The sequence below is a fragment of the Rubrobacter marinus genome (assembly GCF_011492965.1).
Classification (GTDB): Bacteria; Actinomycetota; Rubrobacteria; order Rubrobacterales; family Rubrobacteraceae; genus Rubrobacter_F; species Rubrobacter_F marinus.
Genome location: NZ_CP045121.1, coordinates 1,211,605 through 1,232,975 on the forward strand (window position 1 = coordinate 1,211,605; position 21,371 = coordinate 1,232,975).

Here is a 21,371-nt window from a genome sequence, read left to right on the forward strand (position 1 = left end):
GGGAGAACGCGTACGTACCCCTCCCATCGCGAAAGCGAGGACGCATGACAGACGCAGAAGCCCTGACGGGGCTGCGCGAGCAGCTCGAACAGGATCGTCCGCTCGAAGGGCTCCGGGTCCTGGAGTTCGGCTCGCTGATCGCCGGGCCGTTCGCGACCAGGATCATGGCCGAGTTCGGGGCCGAGGTGATCAAGGCCGAGAGGCCGGGGACCGGCGACCCCTTGCGAAACTGGAGGTACGTCGACCCCGGGACGAAGACCTCGCTGTGGTGGGCGCTCCAGTCGCGCAACAAGAAGCTCGTTACGCTCGACCTCGGCCACCCCGAGGGGCTCGAGCTTGCGAAGAAGCTCGCGGCGGGGTCCGACGTGCTGCTCGAGAACTTCCGTCCCGGCACCCTGGAGAAGCTCGGGCTCGGCCCCGAGGCGCTGCGGGGGATCAACCCGCGCCTCATCCTGGTGCGCGTCTCGGGGTACGGGCAGACCGGCCCGTACAAGGACAAGCCAGGCTTCGCGAATATCGGGGAGGCGATGGGGGGCATCCGCTACGTGACCGGCGAGCCGGGCCGTCCTCCCGTGCGGACCGGTGTCTCTTTGGGCGACTCGCTCGCCTCACTCTACGCCGTCATCGGGACGCTCATGGCCGTCCACGCCCGCGACGTGCGGGGGACGGGGGAGGGGCAGGTCGTGGACGTCGCGCTCTACGAGGCGGTCTTCAACCTCATGGAGTCCCTGGTCCCGGAGTACGACGTGGCCGGCATCGTGCGCGAGCGGACGGGGGCCTCGCTCCCCGGGATCGCGCCGAGCAGCTCGTACTGCGCGGGCGATGGCTCCTACGTCGCGATCGGGGCCAACAGCGACGCCATCTTCAAGCGCCTCATGAAGGCCATCGGACGTCCCGAGCTCGCCGACGACCCCCGCTACGCCACGAACGCCGACCGGGCCGAGCACGCCGACGAGATTGACGACCTGATCGAGGGCTGGACCGGGCGACACGGGGCCGAGGAGATACAACGCATCCTCGATGAGGCGGCGGTCCCGGCCGGACCCATCTACTCCGTCACCGACATACTCGAGGACGAGCAGTACCGGGCACGCGAGATGATCGTCGAGGGCGAGGTCGAGGGCGTTGGGGCGGTCAAGATGCCGGGCCTGGTCCCGAAGCTCTCGAAGACCCCCGGCCGCTCCGAATGGTACGGCGGGAAGCTAGGAGCCCACAACGAGGAGGTCTACGGCGGACTTCTCGGCCTCTCCCCGGAGGAGATCGAACGCCTCTCGGAGGAGGGCGCGATCTAATGTCCCCGCGGGATGCGGGCGTCCCCGTCCCCGAAGACCGAGCGTCGGCCTTTCGGGACGGGAGCCCCCGCCGGTGCTACGGAGACCGAGGGGAGCCTCCCGGGGATGAGCGTCGAGAACACGACCCCGAGAGCCTCGCCCCCCTGCCCGCGCGCCTCGCAGGCGAGGACGAGCCTGAGCCCACCCCGTACCCCCTCGGTCCCGGCCGTCGCCCCCGGGTAGGGCGGCTCGAAGGAGAGGTGCTGTCGCGATGCCACGCGCTCGATCCCATTGCCGAGACCGCGGGCCAGCTCGAGGAGGTCGTCGGGGGCGGCGTCGGCGGGGATACGGCCGCCGATGCTTCGGACGGCGTGCGCCGTCAGGGCCGTCGAGAGGTGGAGCCTGCGGGCTTCCCGTTCGAGTACCGGGTCCATTCTCAAGGGGTGTCGCGGTCTCCGTGCACGGTAGCACCGTATCCTAGCAACCAGGCCGGCGCACGCCCGCGCGCCGGAGAGGAGGGAGTATGACGGGGGCGAAGAACCTGACCCGCAAGATCCTGGAGACCCACCTGGCTTCGGGCAACCTCACGCCCGGAGAGGAGATAGACCTCTCCGTGGACCAGATCCTCGTAGAAGACGCGACCGGCTCGATGACCGCCCTCCAGTTCGAGGCGCTCGGGATGGAGCGCGTCCAGGTCCCGCTCGCCGTCATGTACGTGGACCACAACGTCCTCCAGATCGACGACAAGAACATGGACGAGCACCGCTACCTCAGGACTTTCTCCGCCCGCCACGGCGTCTTCTACTCCCGTCCGGGGAACGGCATCTCCCACTACGTCCACCTGGAGCGCTTCGCCAAGCCCGGCGAGCTCCTCGTCGGGGCCGACTCGCACTCCACGATGTCCGGCGCGGTCGGGACGTTCGCCTTCGGGGCCGGCGGGCTGGACGTGGCGGTGGCGATGGCGGGCTACGGCTTCACGCTGGAGTGCCCGAAGGTGGTCGGCGTCGAGCTGCGGGGACGGCTCCCCGACTGGGTGCAATCCAAGGACATAATCCTCGAGCTCTTGAGGCGCTACGGGGTACGCGGGGGGCTCGGCAGGGTCTTCGAGTTCACGGGGGAGGGGGTTACGTCCCTCTCCGTGACGGAGAGGGGCACGATCTGCAACATGATCACGGAGATGGGCGCGACCGCGGCCGTCTTCCCCTCGGACGAGCGGGTCCGCGAGTGGCTCGCCGCCCAGGAGCGCGAGGACGACTACGAGCCGCTCCGTGCGGACGAGGACGCCCCCTACGACGAGGAGGAGGTCGTGGAGCTCTCGGAGCTAGAGCCCCTGATCGCGAAGCCGTCCTCGCCGGGCAACGTCGTCCCGGTCCGCGAGGTCGCCGGCACGAAGACGGTCCAGGTCTGCGTCGGCTCCTCGGTCAACTCCTCCTACGAGGACCTTGCTATCGTCGGCAGCGTCCTCAGGGAGAGCATAGTCCACCCCGCCATCGAGATGACCGTAACCCCCGGTTCGCGCCAGATCCTCGACACCATCGCCAGGAGCGGGGTCTACGGGGACCTCGTCTCCTCGGGGGCGCGCATGCTGGAGCCGGTCTGCGGCCCGTGCATCGGCGTCGGCCAGGCCCCTTCGAGGGGTGCACCCTCCGTCAGGACCTTCAACCGCAACTTCCCCGGCCGCAGCGGGACGCAGGGCGACGAGGTCTACCTCTGCTCGCCCGCGACGGCCGCCGCGACCGCGTTGAATGGCGAGATCTCCGACCCCCGCGAGCTCGGCGAACCGCCGGTGCTGGAACCGGCCCGCACGAACCCGGCGATGGACGACCGCCAGATTCTCGCTCCGCTGCCCCCGGAGGAGGCGCGGGAGATCGAGATCGTGCGCGGGCCGAACATCGTTCCTCCACCGGAGGGCGAACCGCTCCCCGAAACGCTCGAAGGCCGGGTCGTGATCGTGGTCGAGGACGACGTCTCGACCGGCGACATGGCCCCCGACGGGGCGTTGGGTATGAGCCTCTGGTCCAACATCCCCGAGTGCGCGAAGCACATGTTCCGCCGCCAGGACCCGGGCTTCCACGACCGCGCCCTGGAGTGGGGCGGAGGTTTCGTCGTCGGGGGACACAACTACGGGCAGGGATCCAGCCGCGAGCATGCGGCGCTCTCGCCGCTGCACCTCGGCATCCGCGCGGTCGCCGCCAAGAGCTTCGCGCGCATCCACCGCCTGAACCTCATCGCCCAGGGCATTCTCCCGCTCGTCTTTGCCGACGAAGAGGACTACGAGCGCGTGCGCCAGGGCGACACCTGGCACATGGCCGACGTGCGCGAGACGATCGCGGCCGGCGGGGAAGACCTCGTGGCCGGAAGCGAAGCGGGGGAGGAGATCCCCCTCAAAGTGCGTCTCTTCCCCCGCGAGCGGGAGATCCTGCTCGCCGGAGGGAAGCGAGGCTACCTTCGTGACGGCCGCAACGCCGGGGACTCCCGCCCCTCCTGAAGCATCTCGCGGAGGAGAGGAACCCCTCCGCGATAGCCGTCAGCCCCGGGCACGAACGAGAAGCCGAAGTGCCTGCAAGCCGAACGCAGACCACAAGGTTCGAAGGGTGCAAAACCCTTCGTGACCGTTAGGCCAGCGCGCTCCAGACCTCGAGCTTGTTCTTGACGTGGCGGATGACCTCGTCGGTGAACTCGCGGGTGCCGGAGGAGCCGCCGAGCTCGGCGGTGCGGGTCCCCTCGAGGACGTTCTCGAAGCACGCCTCGTAGATGGCGCGGGAGACCCGGTCGGCCCGCTCGTCCTTGAAGAAGCCGAGGAGGGCGGCGCCGGCCAGGATCATGGCCATCGGGTTGGCGACGTTCTTGCCCTCTAGAGACGGGGCCGTGCCGTGCGGGGCCTCGGCCATCACCGTCTCGGGGTTCTCGTCCTCGTCGAGGGCGATAAGGAGGGACTCGGCGCCCGCGATCGAGCCGAACATCTGCAACACGAGGTCGCTCATGCAGTCGCCGTCGCGGTTGAGCGTCGGGATAACCATCGGCTCGCCGTAGGTCGAGAGGAGCAGCGCGTACGTCGCGTCTATAAGCTGCGGGTCGTAGCGGACGTCGCGGTTGAGGCCCGCCGCCCGGTCCATCTCCTCCTTGAGCATCCCCTCGTAGACGGGGGAGACGGTGTACTTCGGCCCGCCGAAGACCTTCGCGCGCATCTTGCGCGCCTGGATGAACGCGAACTCCGAGACGCCGCGGCAGACCCGGCGCGAGATCTTCTCGGTCCGGAACGCCACCTCGTCGAGGTCCTCGCCCTCGCGCCACTCCTTCGCGCCGTAGGCGTCGTCGACGGCCATCCGCACCACCGAGATCGGAGCGTGCAGCCCCACGATGGGGTTCACGCCGGGGATGCGCCGCCCGGTCCGGACGATCACGGTCCCGTTGATGCCGCGCCTGAGGATCGCGTTCGGGGAGCCGACGTCGCCGGACACCTCCGGGGTGACGGTCGCGGCCTTGATGCCGAAGCCGCACGCCTTCATCGCCTCGGCCGCCTCGTGCACGACCACGTTCTCCGTCGCCCGGCGGTTCTCCAGCGACAGGTCGTACCGCTTCATCTCCAGGTCCAGCCCCGTCACCGACGGGTCGAGCACCCGGAGGGACTCCTCCAGAAGTTCCTGCCCCGTCTGGTCACCCTCCATGACGACGATCGTCTTACGCTCCACGCTATGTCACTCCTCCGAAAAGCTCTCGAACCTCCACGGAGTATACGACGGGCGTGGGGCGGCATCCGTGACGGCGGGGACGTCCCCGCGGGCTACTTGCCCGGGGTGCGCCTCACCTCCGGGGTGGCCTGGCTGCGCGTGTAGAGGTAGGCGATCGCCGTGAAGATCAGGGCGGCGGCGAGGGCGATGATCACGTGGAAGCCCTCGGTGGCGTGCGAGATGGCCTGCCCGATGCTCGAGCGGTCGTCGAACATGAGCTCGACGGCGACGTAGACCAGAAGGCCCGCGCCGAGGTAAACGAGGATGGGGAAGCGGTTCATTATGTAGCTCAAGATGGAGGCCCCGAAGATGATCAGCGGGATCGTCAGCGCGATGCCGATGCCCACCAGCGTGACGCTGCCGCCGGAGACCCCGACCAGCGCGATCACGTTGTCCAGCGACATCACGACGTCGGCGACCATGATGATCCCGACGGCGCTCCACAGCCCCGACCCCTCCTTGACTTCCTGTTCCTCGTCGTCGTGCTGCACGAGCCTCCACGCGACCCACAACAGCGCCAGCCCGCCGACGAGCTGCAAGTAGGGCAGGCTTATAAGGTACGAGACGATAAACACGAACAAGAGGCGCAGGCCCACGGCCCCGGCAACCCCCAGCAGGATCGCCCTCCTCCTGACATCCTCGGGGAGGCTGCGCACCGCGAGCGCGATAACCACCGCGTTGTCCCCGGAGAGGATCAGGTCTATGAGCAGTACCCCGAGGAAGCGGCCGAGCATCTCCGCCGTGAAAAAGTCCGCCAAAATGTTGCCTTTCGTAGTCTCTTTCCGTCCCCGCTGACCGGCGGAGACGATCGGAGCATTATACTCGCAGTCCCGAGGATAGCACGTTACTTTTGTGTCTTTTGCCGCACGCCGATTTCACGAACGCCGCCAGGCGACGGGGAGTACTCGCGGCGACGGCGGGCACGGGCGGGGAGGCCGGATCTCTACGAGAAGAGGTCTATAAGCTGCAGGTTCTCGAACTCGGCGGCGAGGGTGGGGGAGAGCTGGGCCCTGCTCCCGGTCTCGCCCATCTTGCTCGCCACCTCCAGAAACGCGGCGACGGTGCCGGTGAGGGGGACGTCGCGGCGCCTGAGGGCGACGATGGGCCGCTGCATCTCCGGGGCGTCCTCGACCTCTATAAGCGAGAGGTGCCCCGCCGCCACGCTCCTCACGACGGCCGTGCGGGGCAGGAAAGCCACCCCCAGGCGGTGCTCGACCATCCTCTTGGCCGCCTCTATGTTGTCCAGCTCTATGGTGCTGAGCTCCCGGATGCCGGCGTCCTTGAAGAGGGACTGGGTGGCCTCGTAGTAGCCCGAGGCGTGGTCGAAGAGGATAAGCTGCTCGCGGCCGACCTCGGCGAGCTCCGCCGAGCTCTTCTCAGTGAAGCGGTGGCCCGGGTCGGTCACGAGCACGAGCTCGTCCTCGTAGAGCGTCACGCTCTCCGCCTCGGGGTGGCCGACGTCCCGCGCGATCCCGAGCTGCACCTCCTCCTTGAGCACCATCTCGAGCACGTCCTCCGAGTGCCCGGTCCTGACGGAGACCGACACCCTGGGATGCACGGCCGTGAACCGCTCCAGTATCGCCGGCAGCGCGTACGTGCTGACGCCGGGCGACGTCCCTATGGAGATCCTGCCGCCCGAAGCCCCCCGAAGCTCCCGCAGATGCTGCTTCCCCTCCTCGATGCTCGCCATGCACCGCTCCGCGTACGGCCGGAACTCACGGCCCGCCGGCGTGAGCCGCATCCCGCGGCTCGTCCGCACGAAGAGCTGATCCCCCAACTCGTCCTCCAAAGCCTTCAACCGCGCCGTCAGCGTCGGCTGCGTCAGGTACATCTCCTCCGCCGCACGGCTCACGTTCCCGAGCCGCGCCACCGCCAGAAAACACTCGAGCTGCCTCAACAGCACGCCGGCCCCTTCCGTCCGTGACCTGTCGGTATAAACATAATCTATTGCGACGATACAAGCAAACAATTGGACTTATAGTAAACGCGTTGTTAACTTGGTGCCACGTTGAGGAGCGGACGGAAGGAGCGGAGATGATTCCGGTTCAGTACAGGGATTCGGAGACCGAGGAGATACTGGAGCAGCGTCACGAGGACGAGGCCCCGACGATGGGCACCGAGGTCTGGCTGGGCGTTCGGCGGTACGAGGTGCTGTACCGGTGGCAGTGCGTCCCGACGTGCTGCATCGTGTACGTGCGTCCGGTGAGGGTCGAGCAGCGCGTCGCGGTCGCGGTCTAGGGGAGCGGGTAAGAGGGTTTTGGGCGTCGGTCTCTGCGGTGTGGATGCCGCGTCGGCTTGCTAAAGTGGCTCCTGTTTAGAGGGAGCCGCGGGCGGGCTGTCGCGGGATCTCGTGTAGAGAAGGAAGGAGCCCGAAACTTTATGGCTAGTACGAGGCAGGGGACGGAGGGGGTCGAGTTCACGGCTCCCATACCGGACGAGTTCGCCGAGATCCTCACCGACGACGCGGTCGCCTTCGTCGCGAAGCTCGCGCGGGAGTTCACCGGCAGGCGGGACGAGCTTCTACGGAAGCGCGCCGAGCGCCAGGAGAGGATCAACGCCGGCGAGATGCCGGACTTTCTGCCGGAGACGAAGGAGATCAGGGACGGCGACTGGAAGATAGCCCCGATCCCCGACGACCTGCAGGACCGGCGCGTGGAGCTCACGGGCCCTCCGGACCGCAAGATGACGATCAACGCCTTGAACTCGGGGGCGAAGACGTGGATGGCGGACCTCGAGGACGCCAACTGCCCGACGTGGCGCAACATGCTGGAGAGCCAGCTCAACCTGCGCGACGCGAACCTTCGCACCATCACCTTCGACGACCCGAAGACCGGCAAGGCCTACGAGCTCAACGAGGACGTAGCCCTGATCATCGCCCGCCCGCGCGGCTGGCACCTCAACGAGAAGCACATGATCGTGGACGGGCACGAGGTCCCGGGCGGCCTCTTCGACTTCGGCCTGTACTTTTTCCACAACGTCCAGACGCTCCTGGACCGCGGTTCCGGCCCGTACTTCTACCTGCCGAAGATGGAGAGCCACCTCGAGGCGCGCCTGTGGAACGACGTCTTCAACCTCGCCCAGGACGAGCTCGGCGTGCCGCGCGGCACCATCAAGGCGACCGTCCTCATAGAGACGATCCTCGCTACGTTCGAGATGGACGAGATCCTCTACGAGCTGCGCGAGCACTCGGCGGGCCTGAACTGCGGCCGGTGGGACTACATCTTCTCGTACATAAAGAAGTTCCGCGAGAAGGACCTGCTCCTCCCCGACCGCTCCGAGGTCACGATGACCGTCCCGTTCATGCGCGCCTACTCGCTCCTGACGATCAAGACCTGTCACAAGCGCGGCGCCCACGCCATCGGCGGGATGGCGGCCCAGATCCCCTCCAAGGACCCCGAGGAGAACGAGAAGGCGAACGCCAAGGTGCGCGAGGACAAGGAGCGCGAGGCCAGGGACGGCCACGACGGCACCTGGATCGCCCACCCCGGCATGGTCCCGCTCGCGATGGAGGCCTTCGACGAGCACATGAAGGGGCCGAACCAGATCAACGAGAAGAGCCCCGACGTGAACCCGACCGCCGCCGAGCTTCTGGAGAAGCCGGAGGGGAACATCACCGAGGCGGGCTTCCGGCTGAACGTGAACGTCGGCGTGCAGTACCTCGGCGGCTGGCTCGCTGGGCGCGGGGCCATCCCCGTCTACGGGCTCATGGAAGACACGGCGACCGCCGAGATCTCGCGCGCCCAGGTGTGGCAGTGGATCCACAACGACGCCGGCGTCCTCGACGACGGCACCGAGGTGACGGAGGAGCTCTTCCGCAAGGTGCTCGCCGAAGAGCTCGACAACATCAAGGAGCTCGTCGGCCCCGAGCGCTTCGAGCGCGACGAGTTCGGCAAGGCCGCCGAGCTCTTCGACCGCATCTCCACCGACAAGAACTTCGTCGACTTCCTGACCATCCCGGGCTACGAGTACCTGGACTAGATCGGACGCAGCATCCTTCACGACACCGACATCCGACCCCGCGGACAGGCCGGCGGCTCCAACCGGAGACCGCCGGTTCCCGCCCTCCTGCCCCGGAGCGTGGGCCACGTACCCACGCCCCACGCAACCCCCCGACTACCTGACGGGTTGCGTGCGCTAGACACATACGTCTAGACTGAACGTATGTGCAAGGGTAAGGTAGAAGTTCCGATGGAAGGAGAGGTTGGATGCAGCAGAACGGCAAGAACGACTCGGCGGAGATAGAGGGGTACTTCAACGGTCCCCGGTTCGAGGGATCGAGCGTCCTTACGGGGCGGAGGACGTCGCGCGGCTCAGGGGTTCGGTGCAGATCGAGCACACGCTGGCGCGGATGGGGGCCGAGAGGCTCTGGCAGCTTATGCACGAGCGTCCGTTCGTGAGGGCGCTGGGTGCCCTGACGGGGAACCAGGCCATGCAGCAGGTCAAGGCCGGGCTCGAGGCCATCTACCTCTCCGGCTGGCAGGTCGCGGCCGACGCGAACCTCTCCGGGCAAATGTACCCCGACCAGAGCCTCTACCCGGCCAACTCCGTGCCGCACGTCGTCAAGAGGATCAACCAGACCTTGCAGCGCGCCGACCAGATCCACCACTCCGAGGGTAGGAACGGGATCAACTGGTTCGCCCCGATCGTGGCCGACGCCGAGGCCGGCTTCGGCGGCGCCCTCAACGTCTTCGAGCTCACGAAGTCCATGATCGAGGCGGGGGCCGCCGGCATTCACTTCGAGGACCAGCTCGCGTCGGAGAAGAAGTGCGGCCACATGGGCGGCAAGGTGTTGCTGCCGACCGCGCAGGCCGTTCGCAACCTGATCTCCGCGCGTCTCGCCGCCGACGTCATGGGCGTGCCGACCGTGATCGTCGCCCGGACCGACGCCGACGGCGCCGACCTCATCACCAGCGACGTCGACCCGTCCGACGCCCAGTTCCTCACCGGCGAGCGGACGATGGAGGGCTTCTACCGGGTGCGGGCCGGCCTGGATCAGGCGATCGCCCGCGGCCTGGCCTACGCGCCGTACGCGGACGTCGTGTGGTGCGAGACTTCGACGCCGGACCTCGAGCAGGCCGAGAAGTTCGCCGCCGCCATCCACGAGCAGTTCCCGGGCAAGCTCCTCGCGTACAACTGCTCGCCCTCCTTCAACTGGAAGAAGCGCCTCTCCGACGAGGAGATCGCCACCTTCCAGGAGAAGATCGGGGCGATGGGCTACAAGTTCCAGTTTGTGACGCTCGCGGGCTTCCACGCCCTGAACAACTCCATGTTCGAGCTCGCGAACGACTACAAGGACCGGGGCATGGCCGCCTACTCCGAGCTCCAGCAGCGCGAGTTCGCCAACGAGAAGGACGGCTACACCGCGACGAAGCACCAGCGCGAGGTCGGCGCGGGCTACTTCGACGACGTGGCCCAGGTGGTCGCGGGCGGCATGGCCTCCACCACCGCCCTCACCGGCTCCACCGAGGAGGCCCAGTTTAACGACGTCGACGACGACCCGAGGACGGAGATCGCCGACGAGAAGGGCCAGCTTATAAAGTAGCCCTCGGGCCCAAAGCCAGCGACACCCCAGGAGGGGGCCGAGAGATCGGCCCCCTCCTTCGCGTCCGGCGGTGAGCGACGCCGTGGCGGTAGCTAGATATGAATTTCGGTATGTATACTGTTGCGCGCACGTTACGCGGCGGAGTCTAGGGGGCGTTCAGGCAGTTGGAGAGAGACGGGCCGGTACCGGGCGGAGCATCCCGGCGCAGTTCCCGGTGGGGTTCGGCCGGCAACGGGTCGCGACGGGGCAAGGAGATCTTCGACGCCCTGGTCCGGAACTCCTCGGATCTGATCACCGTCCTCGACGCGCGGGGGCGCATCCTGTACGAGAGCCCCTCGAACGAGAACGCGCTGGGTTACAGGGCCGAGGAGATCGAGGGTACAGACGCCTTCGAGCTCGTGCACCCCGAGGACCGCGAGCTCGTGCGGCGCTCCTTTCGGGGCGTCGTCGCCGGGCGCAAGGGCGACGCCGGGCCCGTGCGTTTTCGCTGCCGGCACGCGAACGGCTCCTGGCGGCACCTGGAGGCCGTCGGCAACGACCTGCTGGATCACCCCGAGGTGGGCGGGTTCGTCGTGAACTCCCGGGACGTCACCGAGCGGGTGGAGGCCGAGGAACGCTTCCGCGCGCTCGCGGAGCACATCCCCGTCGTCACTTACATCGGCGAGCTCGACGAGCTGAGCACGTGCCTCTTCATCAACTCGCGGCTGAAGGACCTCCTGGGCTACACGCCGGAGGAGCGCCTGGCCGAACCGGGGCTCTGGGCCAGGTGCCTGCACCCCGAGGACCGCGAACGGGTCCTCGCGGCGAACGACCGCTCCAACAGGACCGGGGAGCCGTTCCGGATGGAGTACCGCATGGTCAGGCGCGACGGCGGCGTCGTCTGGGTGCGGGACGAGTCGGTGGTGCTCAGGGACGAGGAAGGCAGGCTGCACCGCCGCCAGGGCTACCTGCTCGACGTCACCGAGCGCAGGGCGGCCGAGCGGGCCCTCTCCGAGGCGGAGGGCCGCTTCCGGGGCGCCTTCGAGGACGCGCCCATCGGCATGGCGCTCGTCACGCTGCCGGACCAGTCCTCGCCGCGCCTCGACCGCCGCTACCTCCGGGTCAACCGCGCGCTCTGCGAGATCCTGGGCTACGGGGAGGAGGAGCTGCTCGGGAAGACCTCCTCGGACGTCACCCACCCCGACGACCTTGAGAAGAGCAGGGCCTACGCGCAGAGGGCCGTCCGCGACGGCGAGCACAAGTACAGCCTGGAGAAGCGCTACGTCCGGGCCGACGGCGAGGTGGTCTGGGTCCTGCTGAACGTCTCCCTGGTGCGCGACGGCGACGGGAGCCCGAGCCACTGCATCTCCCAGTTTCTCGACGTCACCGAGCGCCGTCGCGCCGAGGAGGCCCTGCGGGAGAGCGAGGAGCTCCACCGCGCGGTCGTCGAGCAGAGCGTGGAGGCGATCTACCTCTTCGACCCCGTCGACGGGCGCGTCCTGGAGGCGAACGCCTCCTTCGGCTCGTTGCTCGGGCGCGAAGAGGTCGAAGACCTGAGCGGGATGACGATCTACGACTTCGTGGCGGCGGAGCGGGAGAGCGTGGACCGCGAGGTGGAGCATCGCCTGCGGGAGCGGCGTACGACCGGCTGCGCGGAGAAGAAGTACCGCCGCCGCGACGGCTCGCTCGTGGACGTGGAGGCGAGCGCGACCGTCGTCCACTACGGCGGGCGGGACGTCCTCTGCGTGGTCGCCCGGGACGTCACGGAGCGCAAGAGGGCCGCGGCGCGGCTCGCCGAGGAGCGCAACCTCCTGCGCACCCTCGTGGACAACATGCCCGACTACATCTACGTCAAGGACACGGACAGCCGCTTCGTCATGAACAACGCGGCGCACGCGCGGGCCATCGGCGCCACGGAGGAGGAGCTCGCCGGCAAGACCGACTTCGACGTCTTCCCGAAGGACCTCGCGGCGCGCTACCACGAGGACGAGCGGGCGGTGATCGAGACCGGCGCGCCGCTGGTGGACAAGGAGGAGCCGGTCGAGAGCCGGGAGCTCGGCCGCCGGTGGCTCTCCACGACGAAGGTGCAGCTCGGGAACGGCTCCGGCGGGGTCACGGGTCTCGTCGGGATCAGCCGCGACATCACGGAGCGCAGGGAGATGGAGGAGCAGCTCCGCCACCAGGCGCTGCACGACGGGCTCACCGGCCTCCCCAACCGCGCCCTCTTCCTCGACCGGCTCTCCCACGCCCTGGTGCGTTCAGAGCGGCTGGAGCTTCCCGTCGCGGTCCTGTTCGTGGACCTCGACGACTTCAAGGTGGTGAACGACTCCCTCGGCCACCACGCCGGGAACACCCTCCTCGTGGGGGTGGGGGAGCGCCTGCGGGGGTGCGTGAGGCCCGGGGACACCGTCGCCCGGCTCTTCGGGGACGAGTTCGCGATCCTGCTCGAAGCCCCGACCGGGATGGAGGACGCGAGGGCGGTGGCCGGCCGGATCGGGGAGCGTTTGCAAGCGCCCTTCGACGTGGAGGGCAGAGAGGTCTTCGTCAGCCCGAGCGTCGGGATCTCCATGAGCAACACCTCCGAGGACGAGCCGGAGTCGCTCCTGCGGCGGGCGGATCTGGCGATGTACGCCGCAAAGAACCGGGGCAAGGCGCGCACCGAGATCTACAGCCCCAGCATGGGCCTCAGGGCGAGGGAGCGGATGAGCCTCGAGAACGAGCTCAGGCGCGCGGTCGAACGCGAGGAGTTCACCGTCCACTACCAGCCGATCGTCGAGGTCCGCTCGGGGATCCTGCGCGGGGTCGAGGCGCTCGTGCGCTGGAGGCACCCGGAGCGGGGCATCGTGACCCCGGCCGAGTTTATCCTCCTCGCCGAGGAGACCGGCCTCATACGCCCCATCGGCCGCGGGGTCCTGAAGGAGGCCTGCCGCCGGGCCGGGGAGTGGCGGGCCCTGCGCCCAAAAGATCCCCCGTTCGTCGCGGTCAACCTCTCGACGGGCCAGTTCGGCCAGGAGCCGGAGCTTATCCCCGAGACGCTCTCGGAGACCGGGCTCGACCCGTCCCTGCTCAAGCTGGAGATCACCGAACGCGCCATGATGGACGACGCCGAGTTCGCCCTCGGGAAGCTCGAGCGCCTCAGGGGCATCGGGGTCAGGTTCGCCATCGACGACTACGGGATGGGCTACTCGTGCCTGCACTACCTCAAGCGCATGCCGGTCGACTGCCTGAAGATCGACCGCTCGTTTATCGCGGGCCTCGGGGAGCAGCCGGAGGACGACGCGATCGTCTCCGGCACCGTCGGCCTCGCCCACGCCCTCGGCCTCGAGGTGGTCGCCGAGGGCATCGAGACCGCCGAGCAACTCGCCTTCCTGAAGGGCCTCGGCTGCGACATGGGGCAGGGCTTCTACCTGGCCCGCCCCGCCCCCGCCGAAACCATCACGAGCCTCTTGATGGGCGAGCGCCGCAAGTAGACGCCCATGCCGAGCGGGGCTGGATGAGCGCCGCGTCCCCGCACGGTCCGATCCGGACTCAGCCGGGCTGGTATCTTCTCTGCATCCGAGCAGGAAGGGGATGGGCAATTGCGAGCAAAGGGCTTTACCCACGCCAGCGTCCACGCGCGCGACCTGGACGAGTCGGTGCGCTTCTACTCGGGGCTGTTCGGGATGGAGGAAATCCCGGCCCCCGGCTTCCCGTACCCGGTGCGCTGGCTGCGGGTGGGAGACCTCCAGCTTCATCTCTTCCTGAGCGAGGAGCAGGCACCCCGCGCTCACCACTTCGGCCTGGACGTGGACGATTTCGAGGCGGCGTACGAGAAGGCTCGCGGGCTCGGAGCCGTCGTGGGGGAGGGGTACTTCTCGAAGGTCTACGAGCTCCCCGACGGGGCGGCGCAGCTCTACCTCCGGGACCCGGCCGGGAACATGGTGGAGGTCAACTGGCCGGACGCCTCCACGCTGGACCGCTCGGTCGTCGGGCACATAGAGAAGGTGGGGGAGGGCGACGAAGGGGCCACGCTCTACCCGCGGCGGTAGGAGACGTGCGCGTCACGCGCAGAGGAAGGGGAATCATGGCGGATCTACCGGAAAAGCTGACGCTCATCTTCGACGGGGCCTGACACTTCTGAACGCGGTCGGCGCGCTGGGTTCGAGCGCTCGACCGAGACCGCCGCGTGACGGTGGTGCCGTACCAGAAGGAGGGCGTCCCGGCCTCCGCCGGGCTCTCCACCGGGGATTGCGAGAAGGCCGCCTGGGCCTATGAGCCCGGCGACGTCCCGGGCGAGCCGCGCCGCAGGTGGCGGGGCGCGGGCGCGATCGACGCCTCGCTCGCCGTCGCGCTCGGGACGAGGCTGCCGCTCTCTCTCTACGAGCTGCCCGGCATCTCGTTCCTCCAGGACGTCGCCTACCAGTTCGTCGCGGATAACCGCGGCAAGCTCCCCGGCGACGAGCCCTACTGCAAGCAGCACCCGGACGAGTGCCAGTAGGTAGGACGCCCTCCGGGACCGCGAGATGCGCCCCGATCGAAGCCTGTAGCGCAGGCCGTCCCGCGCGGACCCGGCAGGCCGGGCGTAGCGCCGATGATTCAGAGGGATAGCCGTCCCGCGCGGACGGTTGGATCAGCCTAAGGAGCAGATCCCAGAAGCACACGGATGCGGTCGCACACGCTTTCGAGCGCGGCTCTCGAGGGGACGTGGCGGCACCCCGCGAGGCATTCGGAGTGGGCCAGGTTCGGGAAGACCTCCCGCGCCCGCGCGAGTACCGCCGGGGCGGGGAAGAACAGGTCGTTCTCGGAGGCGAAGACCGCCACGGGCCCGCCGAACCCCTCCAGTTCCTCCTCCGTCGCCAACCGGGGCAGGGCGGCGTCCAGCCTGACGTGACGGTAGACCGCCCCGAGCTGGCGGACGGCGAGGCCGTCGGGCTCCGTCAGCAGGGGGGCGGTCGCCCGCCGCAGGCGCTCGTCGGTGGGCCGGAGGCGGTACAGGAGCATGGGGACGACCACGCGGGCGAGCATCGGCGGGACGGGGCCCCGGACCAGTCCGGCGGGGGAGACCAGCGCCGCCCGCGAGATACGTTCGGGCACGGCGCCCATCGTCCGGATGGCGATGCCCGCCCCGTAGGAGAGGCCGACCAGCGGCGCGCGTTCGAGGCCGAGGCCGTCCATGACGTCCTCCAACCAGAAGGCGTGGCCGTCGCCGAGGGGCGACGGCCTCTCCTGCGCGCTCCTGCCCGGCTGGCCCACGATGTCCGGCGCGTAGAGACGGTGGTGCCGCGCCAGCGGCAAGAACCACCGCAGGCAGGTGGGGTTGAGGAAGTTGCCGCCCGGCAGAAAGACCGCGGGCGGGGCGTCCTCGGGGCCGGCCACGAGCACGTGGGTCTCGCCCGAGCGCGTCCCGACCCGGCGGCTCTCGTGGCCGACGCCGAGGGCGGCGAGCGCCTCGCCGTAGAGCGCCTCGATCCGCACCGCCCCCTCGGCGGTTCGGTAGATCGACGAGCGCAACGCGCCCCTTCGCCCGCCCTTACGCGGGGATGTTCAGGACGATCTTGCCCACGCCCTTGCCCTCCTCCATGTGGTTCATGGCGGCGGTGGCCTCCTCGAGCTCGAAGGTCTCGTTGATCACCGGGTGCAGGTCGTGCTTCTCGTAGAAGTCGAGCATCTCGCCGAACTCCCGGGCGCTGCCCATCGCGGTGCCGAGGACGTCGAGCTGCTTCAAGAAGATCTTGGGCATGATCAGCTTCGGCACCGGGCCCGCCGTCGCCCCGAAGGTCACCACCCTGCCGCCGGGCTTCGCGAGCGTCACGAGGGCGTCGAAGACCTCGCCCCCGATGGAGTCCACGGAGAGGTCGACCCCGCCGGCCATCCCGCGCAGCTCCTTGGACCAGTTCTCGGTCTCGTAGTTCACGCCGCCCTCGGCGCCGAGCTCCCTGGCCTTCTCGATCTTCTCGTCGCTCCCCGACGTGACGAAGACCTTCGCTCCCGCCGCGCTCGCCATCTGCACGAGGAACGTCGCCACCCCGCCGCCGATGCCCGGCACGAGCACGGTCTCGCCGCCCTGAAGCCCCCCGCGCGTGAAGAGTGCCCGGTAGGCGGTGAGCGCCGCGAGCGGGATGGCCGCCGCCTCGGCCTGGGAGAGGTGGGCGGGCTTCGGGAAGACGTTCTCGGCCGGCACCTTGACGAACTGGGCGTACGTCCCGTCCTCCGGGAGCCCGAGGATGCGGTAGTCCTTGCCCGAGATCCGCAGGTCGTCGCCCCAGTAGAGCGACGGATGTATAAGGACCTCCTCGCCCTCGCCCGGGCCGCTCACCCCGTCTCCCCGAGCCGCAACCTCGCCGGAGCCGTCCGAGCCGAGGGTCACCGGCAGGGCGTCGGGTTTCGCCCCGGGGTACATCCCCCGCGTCACGAACACGTCGCGGCGGTTGAGGGCCGCGTTCCTCAGCCGTACGACGACCTCTCCCGGGCCCGGTTCCGGCTCGGGCACGTCCTCGTAGACCAGGTTCTCCGGACCGCCCAGCTCGTGCAAGCGAATGGCCTTCACATGCTCTCCCTTCGGTCGAACGCCGCTTCCTTCCAGCCGTCAGCTTAATGGTTTCGGCGGCTCCCTACCGGCAGACGAGAGCGCCGGCCGGGGAGGGTCCCCGACCGGCGCTCGGAATCGGCCGTTGAGCTGGTGGGTGCTGCTCTACACGAACGCCGAGATGCCGGTGACGTCGCGGCCGACGATAAGGGACTGGATGGTGTCGGTCCCCTCGTAGGTGTACACGATCTCCATGTCCGAGAGGTGGCGGGCGACGTGGTACTCCAGCAGGATGCCGTTGCCGCCCATGCAGTCGCGGGCCATCGAGCAGACCAGCTTGGCCTTTTTGGCGTTGTTCATCTTCGCGAGCGACGCCATCGGGCCGGTCATCTTGCCCTCTTCCTGGAGCTTGGCGAGCCGGTAGCACATAAGCTGCATGGTCGTGATCTCGGCGAGCATGTTCGCCAGCTTGTTCTGGATAATCTGGAAGGAGGCGATCGGCTTGCCGAACTGCACCCTCTCCTTCGCGTACGTGAGCGCCGCCTCGTACGCCGCGATGGCGTGCCCGACGGCCTCGTACGCGACGCCGCCGCGCGTCGCCGTGAGGACCTTGTTGGTGTCCTTGAAGGAGTTGGCCCCCTCGAGCCTGTTCTCGGCGGGCACGCGCACGTTCTCCAGCGCTATGTCCGGCTGCCAGACGGCCCGCTTGCCCATCTTGCCCTTGATCAACTCCGTGGAGTAGCCCTCGGGCATGCGGCCGTTCTCGTCCTTCTCCAGGACGAACGCCTTGACCTGGCCGTCCTCGGTGTCGCGCGCCCAGATTATGACGAGGTCCGCGAAGGTCGAGTTGCCGATCCAGCGCTTCTCCCCGTTGATGACGTACTCGTCGCCCTCGCGCCTCGCGCTGGTCTCCAGCATCACCGAGTCGGAGCCGTGCTTGGCCTCCGTGAGGCCCCACGCCCCGATCTTCTCGAGCTTCGCCATCGCCGGCAGCCACCGCTGGCGCTGCTCCTCCGAGCCGAGCATGTGGATCGTCCCCATCGCGAGCCCGGAGTGGACCCCGAAGAAGGTGTTCAAGCTCCCGTCCCCGCGCGCCATCTCTATGGCGATGAGCGCCGCCGAGAGGTGGCTCATCCCCGGGCACCCGTAGCCCTCGATGGTCGTCCCCGCGATCCCGAGCTCCGCGACCTTCGGGATGAGCTCGAACGGGAACTGCGCCTTGTCCCAGTACTCGTTTATGACCGGGATGACCTCCCGATCCGCGAACGCCCGGACCCTGTCCCGGACCTCCTTCTCCTCCTCCGTCAGGAGCTCCTCGAGCAGGTAGTAATCGGTCCCCAAGGATTGCGTCACGTCGGCTAGCAAAACCGCCTCCTTCAAGTCTCCTTGCCCGGCGCCAACTCTAACATGGCACCCCGGCAAACGCCCTTCACTCCTGTTATCATCCTTGATGTTGTCAAAAAAGACAAGTTTCCGTTGCGTGGCGTCTAAAAATCGTGCGCTGGCACGGGACCGTTGCTAGACTCGGAAGCGGTTCGGGAAGAGGGGAGCCACGTCGGTTTGGCTGAGGGAGTAGGAGAGGTTCGGGCGGCGACGCCGAAGGACGTTTTCCTGAGCGAGGTCAAGTCGCGGAGCGTTTTTCCGCTCTTGATCCTGCACCTCGTCCGGGAGAAGCCGGAGTACGGGAACAGCATCATCAAGGGGGTTCGGGAGATCACGGGCGGGGTAATGAGCGTCTCGCCGAACACGATCTACCCGCTGTTGAGGCGCCTGGAGGAGAAGGGCTACGTCGCCGGGGAGTGGGAGAAGCCCGAGACGAAGAGCCGCAGGTTCTACACCATCACTTCGGCGGGCGAAGAGAAGTACGCCGAGATCAAGGAGCGTTTCGAGGACCACCTCTTGAGGGTCAAGGGGGCCGTGGAGGCTATTCACGGCGAGCTTTACGGCAAGGGCGACTAGGGAAAGGGAGCTCGACCATGCATAGGATCAAGAGGGTCGCGGTACTGGGGGCGGGGACGATGGGTGCTGCCATCGCCGCCCACTGCGCCAACGCAGGCCTCGAAGTAGACCTGCTCGACATCGCGCCCAAGGAGGGCGACGACAAGAACGCCGTCGTCAAGGGCGGGTACGAGCGCATGATGAAGGCCAAGCCCGCGAACCTCATGAGCCGATCCGTGGCCGAGCGGATACGCATCGGCAACTTCGACGACGACTTCGGCAGGGTCGCCGAGGCCGACTGGATCCTCGAGGCGATCATCGAGAAGCTGGAGCCGAAGCAGGGGCTCATGGCGCGCGTCGAGGAGATCGCCAAGGAGAACGCCGTCATCTCCTCCAACACCTCCGGCATCCCGCTGCACAGCGTCGCCGAGGGCCGCTCGGAGGGCTTCAAGAAGCGCTTCCTGGGGACGCACTTCTTCAACCCGCCGCGCTACCTGAAGTTGCTCGAGATCATCCCGACCGCCGAGACCGACGGGGAGGTCGTCGAGGCGGTCAGGGCCTTCGGCGAGCGCGTCCTCGGCAAGGGCGGCGTGATCGCCAAGGACACCCCGAACTTTATCGGCAACCGCATCGGCTCCTTCGCCGGGATGCAGTCGGCGAGGTACGCCTTCGAGAACGGCTACGGCATCGAGGAGATCGACGCCATAACCGGCCCCCTGATCGGCCACCCGAAGACCGCGACCTTCCGCCTGAACGACCAGGTCGGCCTCGACATCGCCGTCGGCGTCGCCGAGAACCTCTACGAGCTCGTCCCCGAGGACGAGTCGCGCGAGGAGCTCAAGCCGCCGCCGAAGCTGAAGGAGATGGTCGAGAAGAACCTCCTCGGCAACAAGACCGGCGGGGGCTTCTACAAGAGGGGCAAGCGGGACGGCAAGACCGTCTTCGATGTCCTGAACCTGGAGACCTTCGAGCACGAGCCCGTCCAGAACCCGGAGGTCCCGATCCTCGAGGAGGCCCAGGGCCAGGGCGACCTCGGCGCGAGGCTCCGCTTCCTCATGGACAGGGCCGAAGACGACCGGCACGCCAGGTTCCTCCGCGACACGCTGCTGCCGTACATGGCGTACGCCTCGCGCCGCGTCCCCGAGATCAGCGACACCCTGGAGGACGTCGATCACGCGATGGAGTGGGGCTTCGCCCACAGGGCCGGCCCGTTCCGCACCTGGGACCTCCTCGGCGTCGCCAAGACCGTGGAGCAGATGGAGTCCCTGGGCATCGAGGTGGGTCCGTGGGTGAAGGAGATGCTGGAGGGCGGCAACGAGAGCTTCTACAAGACCGAAGGGTCGAAGGAGCTCCAGTTCAGCCCCGTGAACGGGCAGTACGAGCCCGTGCGCGTCGACCCCATGATCCTCTCGCTCGACGAGGTGCGGGGTGAGGGGGGGGAGATCTCGCGCAACGACTCGGCGAGCCTCCTCGACCTCGGCGACGGCGTCCTGTGCTTCGAGATCCACTCGAAGGGCAACTCCATCGACGCGAAGGTGGTCGAGCTCGGCAACGAGGCGTTGCGCAGGCTCGAGGAGGAGGACTGGGCCGGGCTCGTGATCGGCAACGAGGGCAGGAACTTCTGCGTCGGGGCGAACCTCGGCGAGGTCGCGGGGACCGCGCAGGGGGGCGACCTCGAAGGGGTCGGCAGGGCCGTCGAGGCGTTGCAGAACCTCCTGATGGGCTTCCGCTACGCCTCCAAGCCCGTCGTCGCCGCGCCGCACGGGCAGACGTTGGGCGGCGGGGCGGAGATCGCGCTGCACGCCGACAGGATCTGCGCCGCCGGCGAGACCTACATGGGCCTCGTCGAGGTCGGCGTCGGCCTGATCCCGGCGGGCGGCGGCACGAAGGAGCTCATAAGGCGCCTCGTCTCCCCGGCGATGCACACCCGCGCCCCCGCCCTGCCCTACGTGCAGGAGGCGTTCCAGAACATCGCCCTCGCCAAGGTCTCCTCCAGCGCCCTGGAGGCGAAGGAGATGGGGTACCTGGACGACGACGACCGGGTCGTGATGAACCCCGACCACCTCATCAACACCGCCAAGCGCGAGGTCCTCGACCTCGCCGACGGCTACGCCCCCCCGATCCACGACAAGGGCATCTACGCCTCCGGAGAGTCGGTTCGGACGGCGCTGGAGATCGGGGTGAAGACCCTGCAGTGGGGGCGCTACGCCTCCGAGTACGACGGCGTCATCGCCGGCCACCTCGCCCGCGTCCTGACCGGCGGCGACCTCTCGCTGCCGCAGTGGGTCCCGGAGGAGTACATCCTGAAGCTCGAGAAGGAAGCCTTCCTGGAGCTGCTGAAGAACGAGAAGACGCACGAGCGCATCGGCGCGATGCTGAAGACCGGCAAACCGCTACGCAACTAA

At 68.3% G+C, this 21,371-nt stretch carries 17 protein-coding genes; 10 read left to right on the top strand and 7 right to left on the bottom strand.

Going from position 1 to position 21,371, the window contains the following annotated elements:
- Nucleotides 1–44 precede the first annotated feature (44 nt).
- Entirely contained in the window at nucleotides 45–1,292 is a 1,248-nt protein-coding gene (locus GBA65_RS06325) for a CaiB/BaiF CoA transferase family protein (RefSeq protein ID WP_166395842.1), read from the top strand.
- Here the strand turns inward: GBA65_RS06325 and GBA65_RS06330 are convergent.
- Entirely contained in the window at nucleotides 1,289–1,711 is a 423-nt protein-coding gene (locus GBA65_RS06330; protein WP_166395843.1) for a hypothetical protein, read from the bottom strand. The genes GBA65_RS06325 and GBA65_RS06330 overlap by 4 nt on opposite strands.
- Before the next feature lie 83 nt (nucleotides 1,712–1,794).
- Between GBA65_RS06330 and GBA65_RS06335 the strand changes: the two genes are divergently transcribed.
- The gene (locus GBA65_RS06335) at nucleotides 1,795–3,759 is read left to right on the top strand and encodes an aconitate hydratase (RefSeq protein ID WP_166395844.1); all 1,965 of its coding nucleotides are present in this window, start codon (nucleotides 1,795–1,797) and stop codon (nucleotides 3,757–3,759) included.
- A 127-nt stretch (nucleotides 3,760–3,886) separates the two neighbouring features.
- On the opposite strand, the gene GBA65_RS06340 is transcribed toward GBA65_RS06335, so the two are convergent.
- From GBA65_RS06340 to GBA65_RS06350, 3 genes are all read right to left on the bottom strand, one after another.
- Nucleotides 3,887–4,963, bottom strand: a complete 1,077-nt coding sequence (locus GBA65_RS06340; protein WP_166395845.1) for an isocitrate/isopropylmalate family dehydrogenase — start codon at nucleotides 4,961–4,963, stop codon at nucleotides 3,887–3,889.
- 92 nt (nucleotides 4,964–5,055) lie between these two features.
- Nucleotides 5,056–5,760: a TerC family protein gene (locus GBA65_RS06345; protein WP_228281713.1), complete on the bottom strand. Its 705-nt coding sequence runs from the start codon at nucleotides 5,758–5,760 to the stop codon at nucleotides 5,056–5,058.
- Between the two features lie 185 nt (nucleotides 5,761–5,945).
- Nucleotides 5,946–6,905 (bottom strand): LysR family transcriptional regulator, encoded by a 960-nt coding sequence (locus GBA65_RS06350; protein ID WP_166395846.1) that lies wholly within the window; start codon nucleotides 6,903–6,905, stop codon nucleotides 5,946–5,948.
- A gap of 131 nt (nucleotides 6,906–7,036) precedes the next feature.
- On the opposite strand from GBA65_RS06350, the gene GBA65_RS06355 reads away from it, so the two are divergent.
- The 6 genes from GBA65_RS06355 (at nucleotide 7,037) to GBA65_RS06380 (ending at nucleotide 15,000) form a co-directional block, all read left to right on the top strand.
- Nucleotides 7,037–7,240: a hypothetical protein gene (locus GBA65_RS06355; RefSeq protein WP_166395847.1), complete on the top strand. Its 204-nt coding sequence runs from the start codon at nucleotides 7,037–7,039 to the stop codon at nucleotides 7,238–7,240.
- Nucleotides 7,241–7,381: 141 nt separating this feature from the next.
- The gene (gene aceB, locus GBA65_RS06360; RefSeq protein ID WP_166395848.1) at nucleotides 7,382–8,980 is read left to right on the top strand and encodes a malate synthase A; all 1,599 of its coding nucleotides are present in this window, start codon (nucleotides 7,382–7,384) and stop codon (nucleotides 8,978–8,980) included.
- Nucleotides 8,981–9,323: 343 nt separating this feature from the next.
- On the top strand, nucleotides 9,324–10,544 hold the full coding sequence (aceA, locus tag GBA65_RS06365) for an isocitrate lyase (RefSeq protein ID WP_266096549.1): 1,221 nt from the start codon (nucleotides 9,324–9,326) through the stop codon (nucleotides 10,542–10,544).
- Nucleotides 10,545–10,708: 164 nt separating this feature from the next.
- Entirely contained in the window at nucleotides 10,709–13,993 is a 3,285-nt protein-coding gene (locus GBA65_RS06370; protein WP_166395850.1) for a sensor domain-containing protein, read from the top strand.
- Nucleotides 13,994–14,101: 108 nt separating this feature from the next.
- Nucleotides 14,102–14,551 carry a VOC family protein gene (locus GBA65_RS06375; RefSeq protein ID WP_166395851.1) on the top strand — a complete coding sequence of 150 codons (450 nt, stop codon included), beginning with the start codon at nucleotides 14,102–14,104 and terminating at the stop codon, nucleotides 14,549–14,551.
- A gap of 137 nt (nucleotides 14,552–14,688) precedes the next feature.
- Complete coding sequence (locus GBA65_RS06380) at nucleotides 14,689–15,000, top strand: thiol-disulfide oxidoreductase DCC family protein (protein ID WP_166395852.1); 312 nt, start codon at nucleotides 14,689–14,691, stop codon at nucleotides 14,998–15,000.
- Nucleotides 15,001–15,137: 137 nt separating this feature from the next.
- Here GBA65_RS06380 and GBA65_RS06385 read toward each other — a convergent pair whose 3' ends face one another.
- The 3 genes from GBA65_RS06385 to GBA65_RS06395 form a co-directional block, all read right to left on the bottom strand.
- On the bottom strand, nucleotides 15,138–16,013 hold the full coding sequence (locus tag GBA65_RS06385; RefSeq protein ID WP_166395853.1) for an alpha/beta fold hydrolase: 876 nt from the start codon (nucleotides 16,011–16,013) through the stop codon (nucleotides 15,138–15,140).
- A 19-nt stretch (nucleotides 16,014–16,032) separates the two neighbouring features.
- Nucleotides 16,033–17,049 (bottom strand): zinc-binding dehydrogenase, encoded by a 1,017-nt coding sequence (locus GBA65_RS06390; RefSeq protein WP_166395854.1) that lies wholly within the window; start codon nucleotides 17,047–17,049, stop codon nucleotides 16,033–16,035.
- A gap of 144 nt (nucleotides 17,050–17,193) precedes the next feature.
- Complete coding sequence (locus tag GBA65_RS06395) at nucleotides 17,194–18,393, bottom strand: acyl-CoA dehydrogenase family protein (RefSeq protein WP_166395855.1); 1,200 nt, start codon at nucleotides 18,391–18,393, stop codon at nucleotides 17,194–17,196.
- Nucleotides 18,394–18,588: 195 nt separating this feature from the next.
- On the opposite strand from GBA65_RS06395, the gene GBA65_RS06400 reads away from it, so the two are divergent.
- Nucleotides 18,589–18,987: a PadR family transcriptional regulator gene (locus tag GBA65_RS06400; RefSeq protein WP_166395856.1), complete on the top strand. Its 399-nt coding sequence runs from the start codon at nucleotides 18,589–18,591 to the stop codon at nucleotides 18,985–18,987.
- 17 nt (nucleotides 18,988–19,004) lie between these two features.
- Complete coding sequence (locus tag GBA65_RS06405; protein WP_166395857.1) at nucleotides 19,005–21,371, top strand: 3-hydroxyacyl-CoA dehydrogenase/enoyl-CoA hydratase family protein; 2,367 nt, start codon at nucleotides 19,005–19,007, stop codon at nucleotides 21,369–21,371.

What these genes read in the sequence shown, in the direction of transcription:
- GBA65_RS06325 (WP_166395842.1), top strand. Translation starts at nt 45, where the DNA reads ATGACAGACGCAGAAGCCCTGACGGGGCTGCGCGAGCAGCTCGAACAG.
- GBA65_RS06335 (WP_166395844.1), top strand. Translation starts at nt 1,795, where the DNA reads ATGACGGGGGCGAAGAACCTGACCCGCAAGATCCTGGAGACCCACCTG.
- GBA65_RS06355 (WP_166395847.1), top strand. Translation starts at nt 7,037, where the DNA reads ATGATTCCGGTTCAGTACAGGGATTCGGAGACCGAGGAGATACTGGAG.
- aceB (WP_166395848.1), top strand. Translation starts at nt 7,382, where the DNA reads ATGGCTAGTACGAGGCAGGGGACGGAGGGGGTCGAGTTCACGGCTCCC.
- GBA65_RS06405 (WP_166395857.1), top strand. Translation starts at nt 19,005, where the DNA reads ATGCATAGGATCAAGAGGGTCGCGGTACTGGGGGCGGGGACGATGGGT.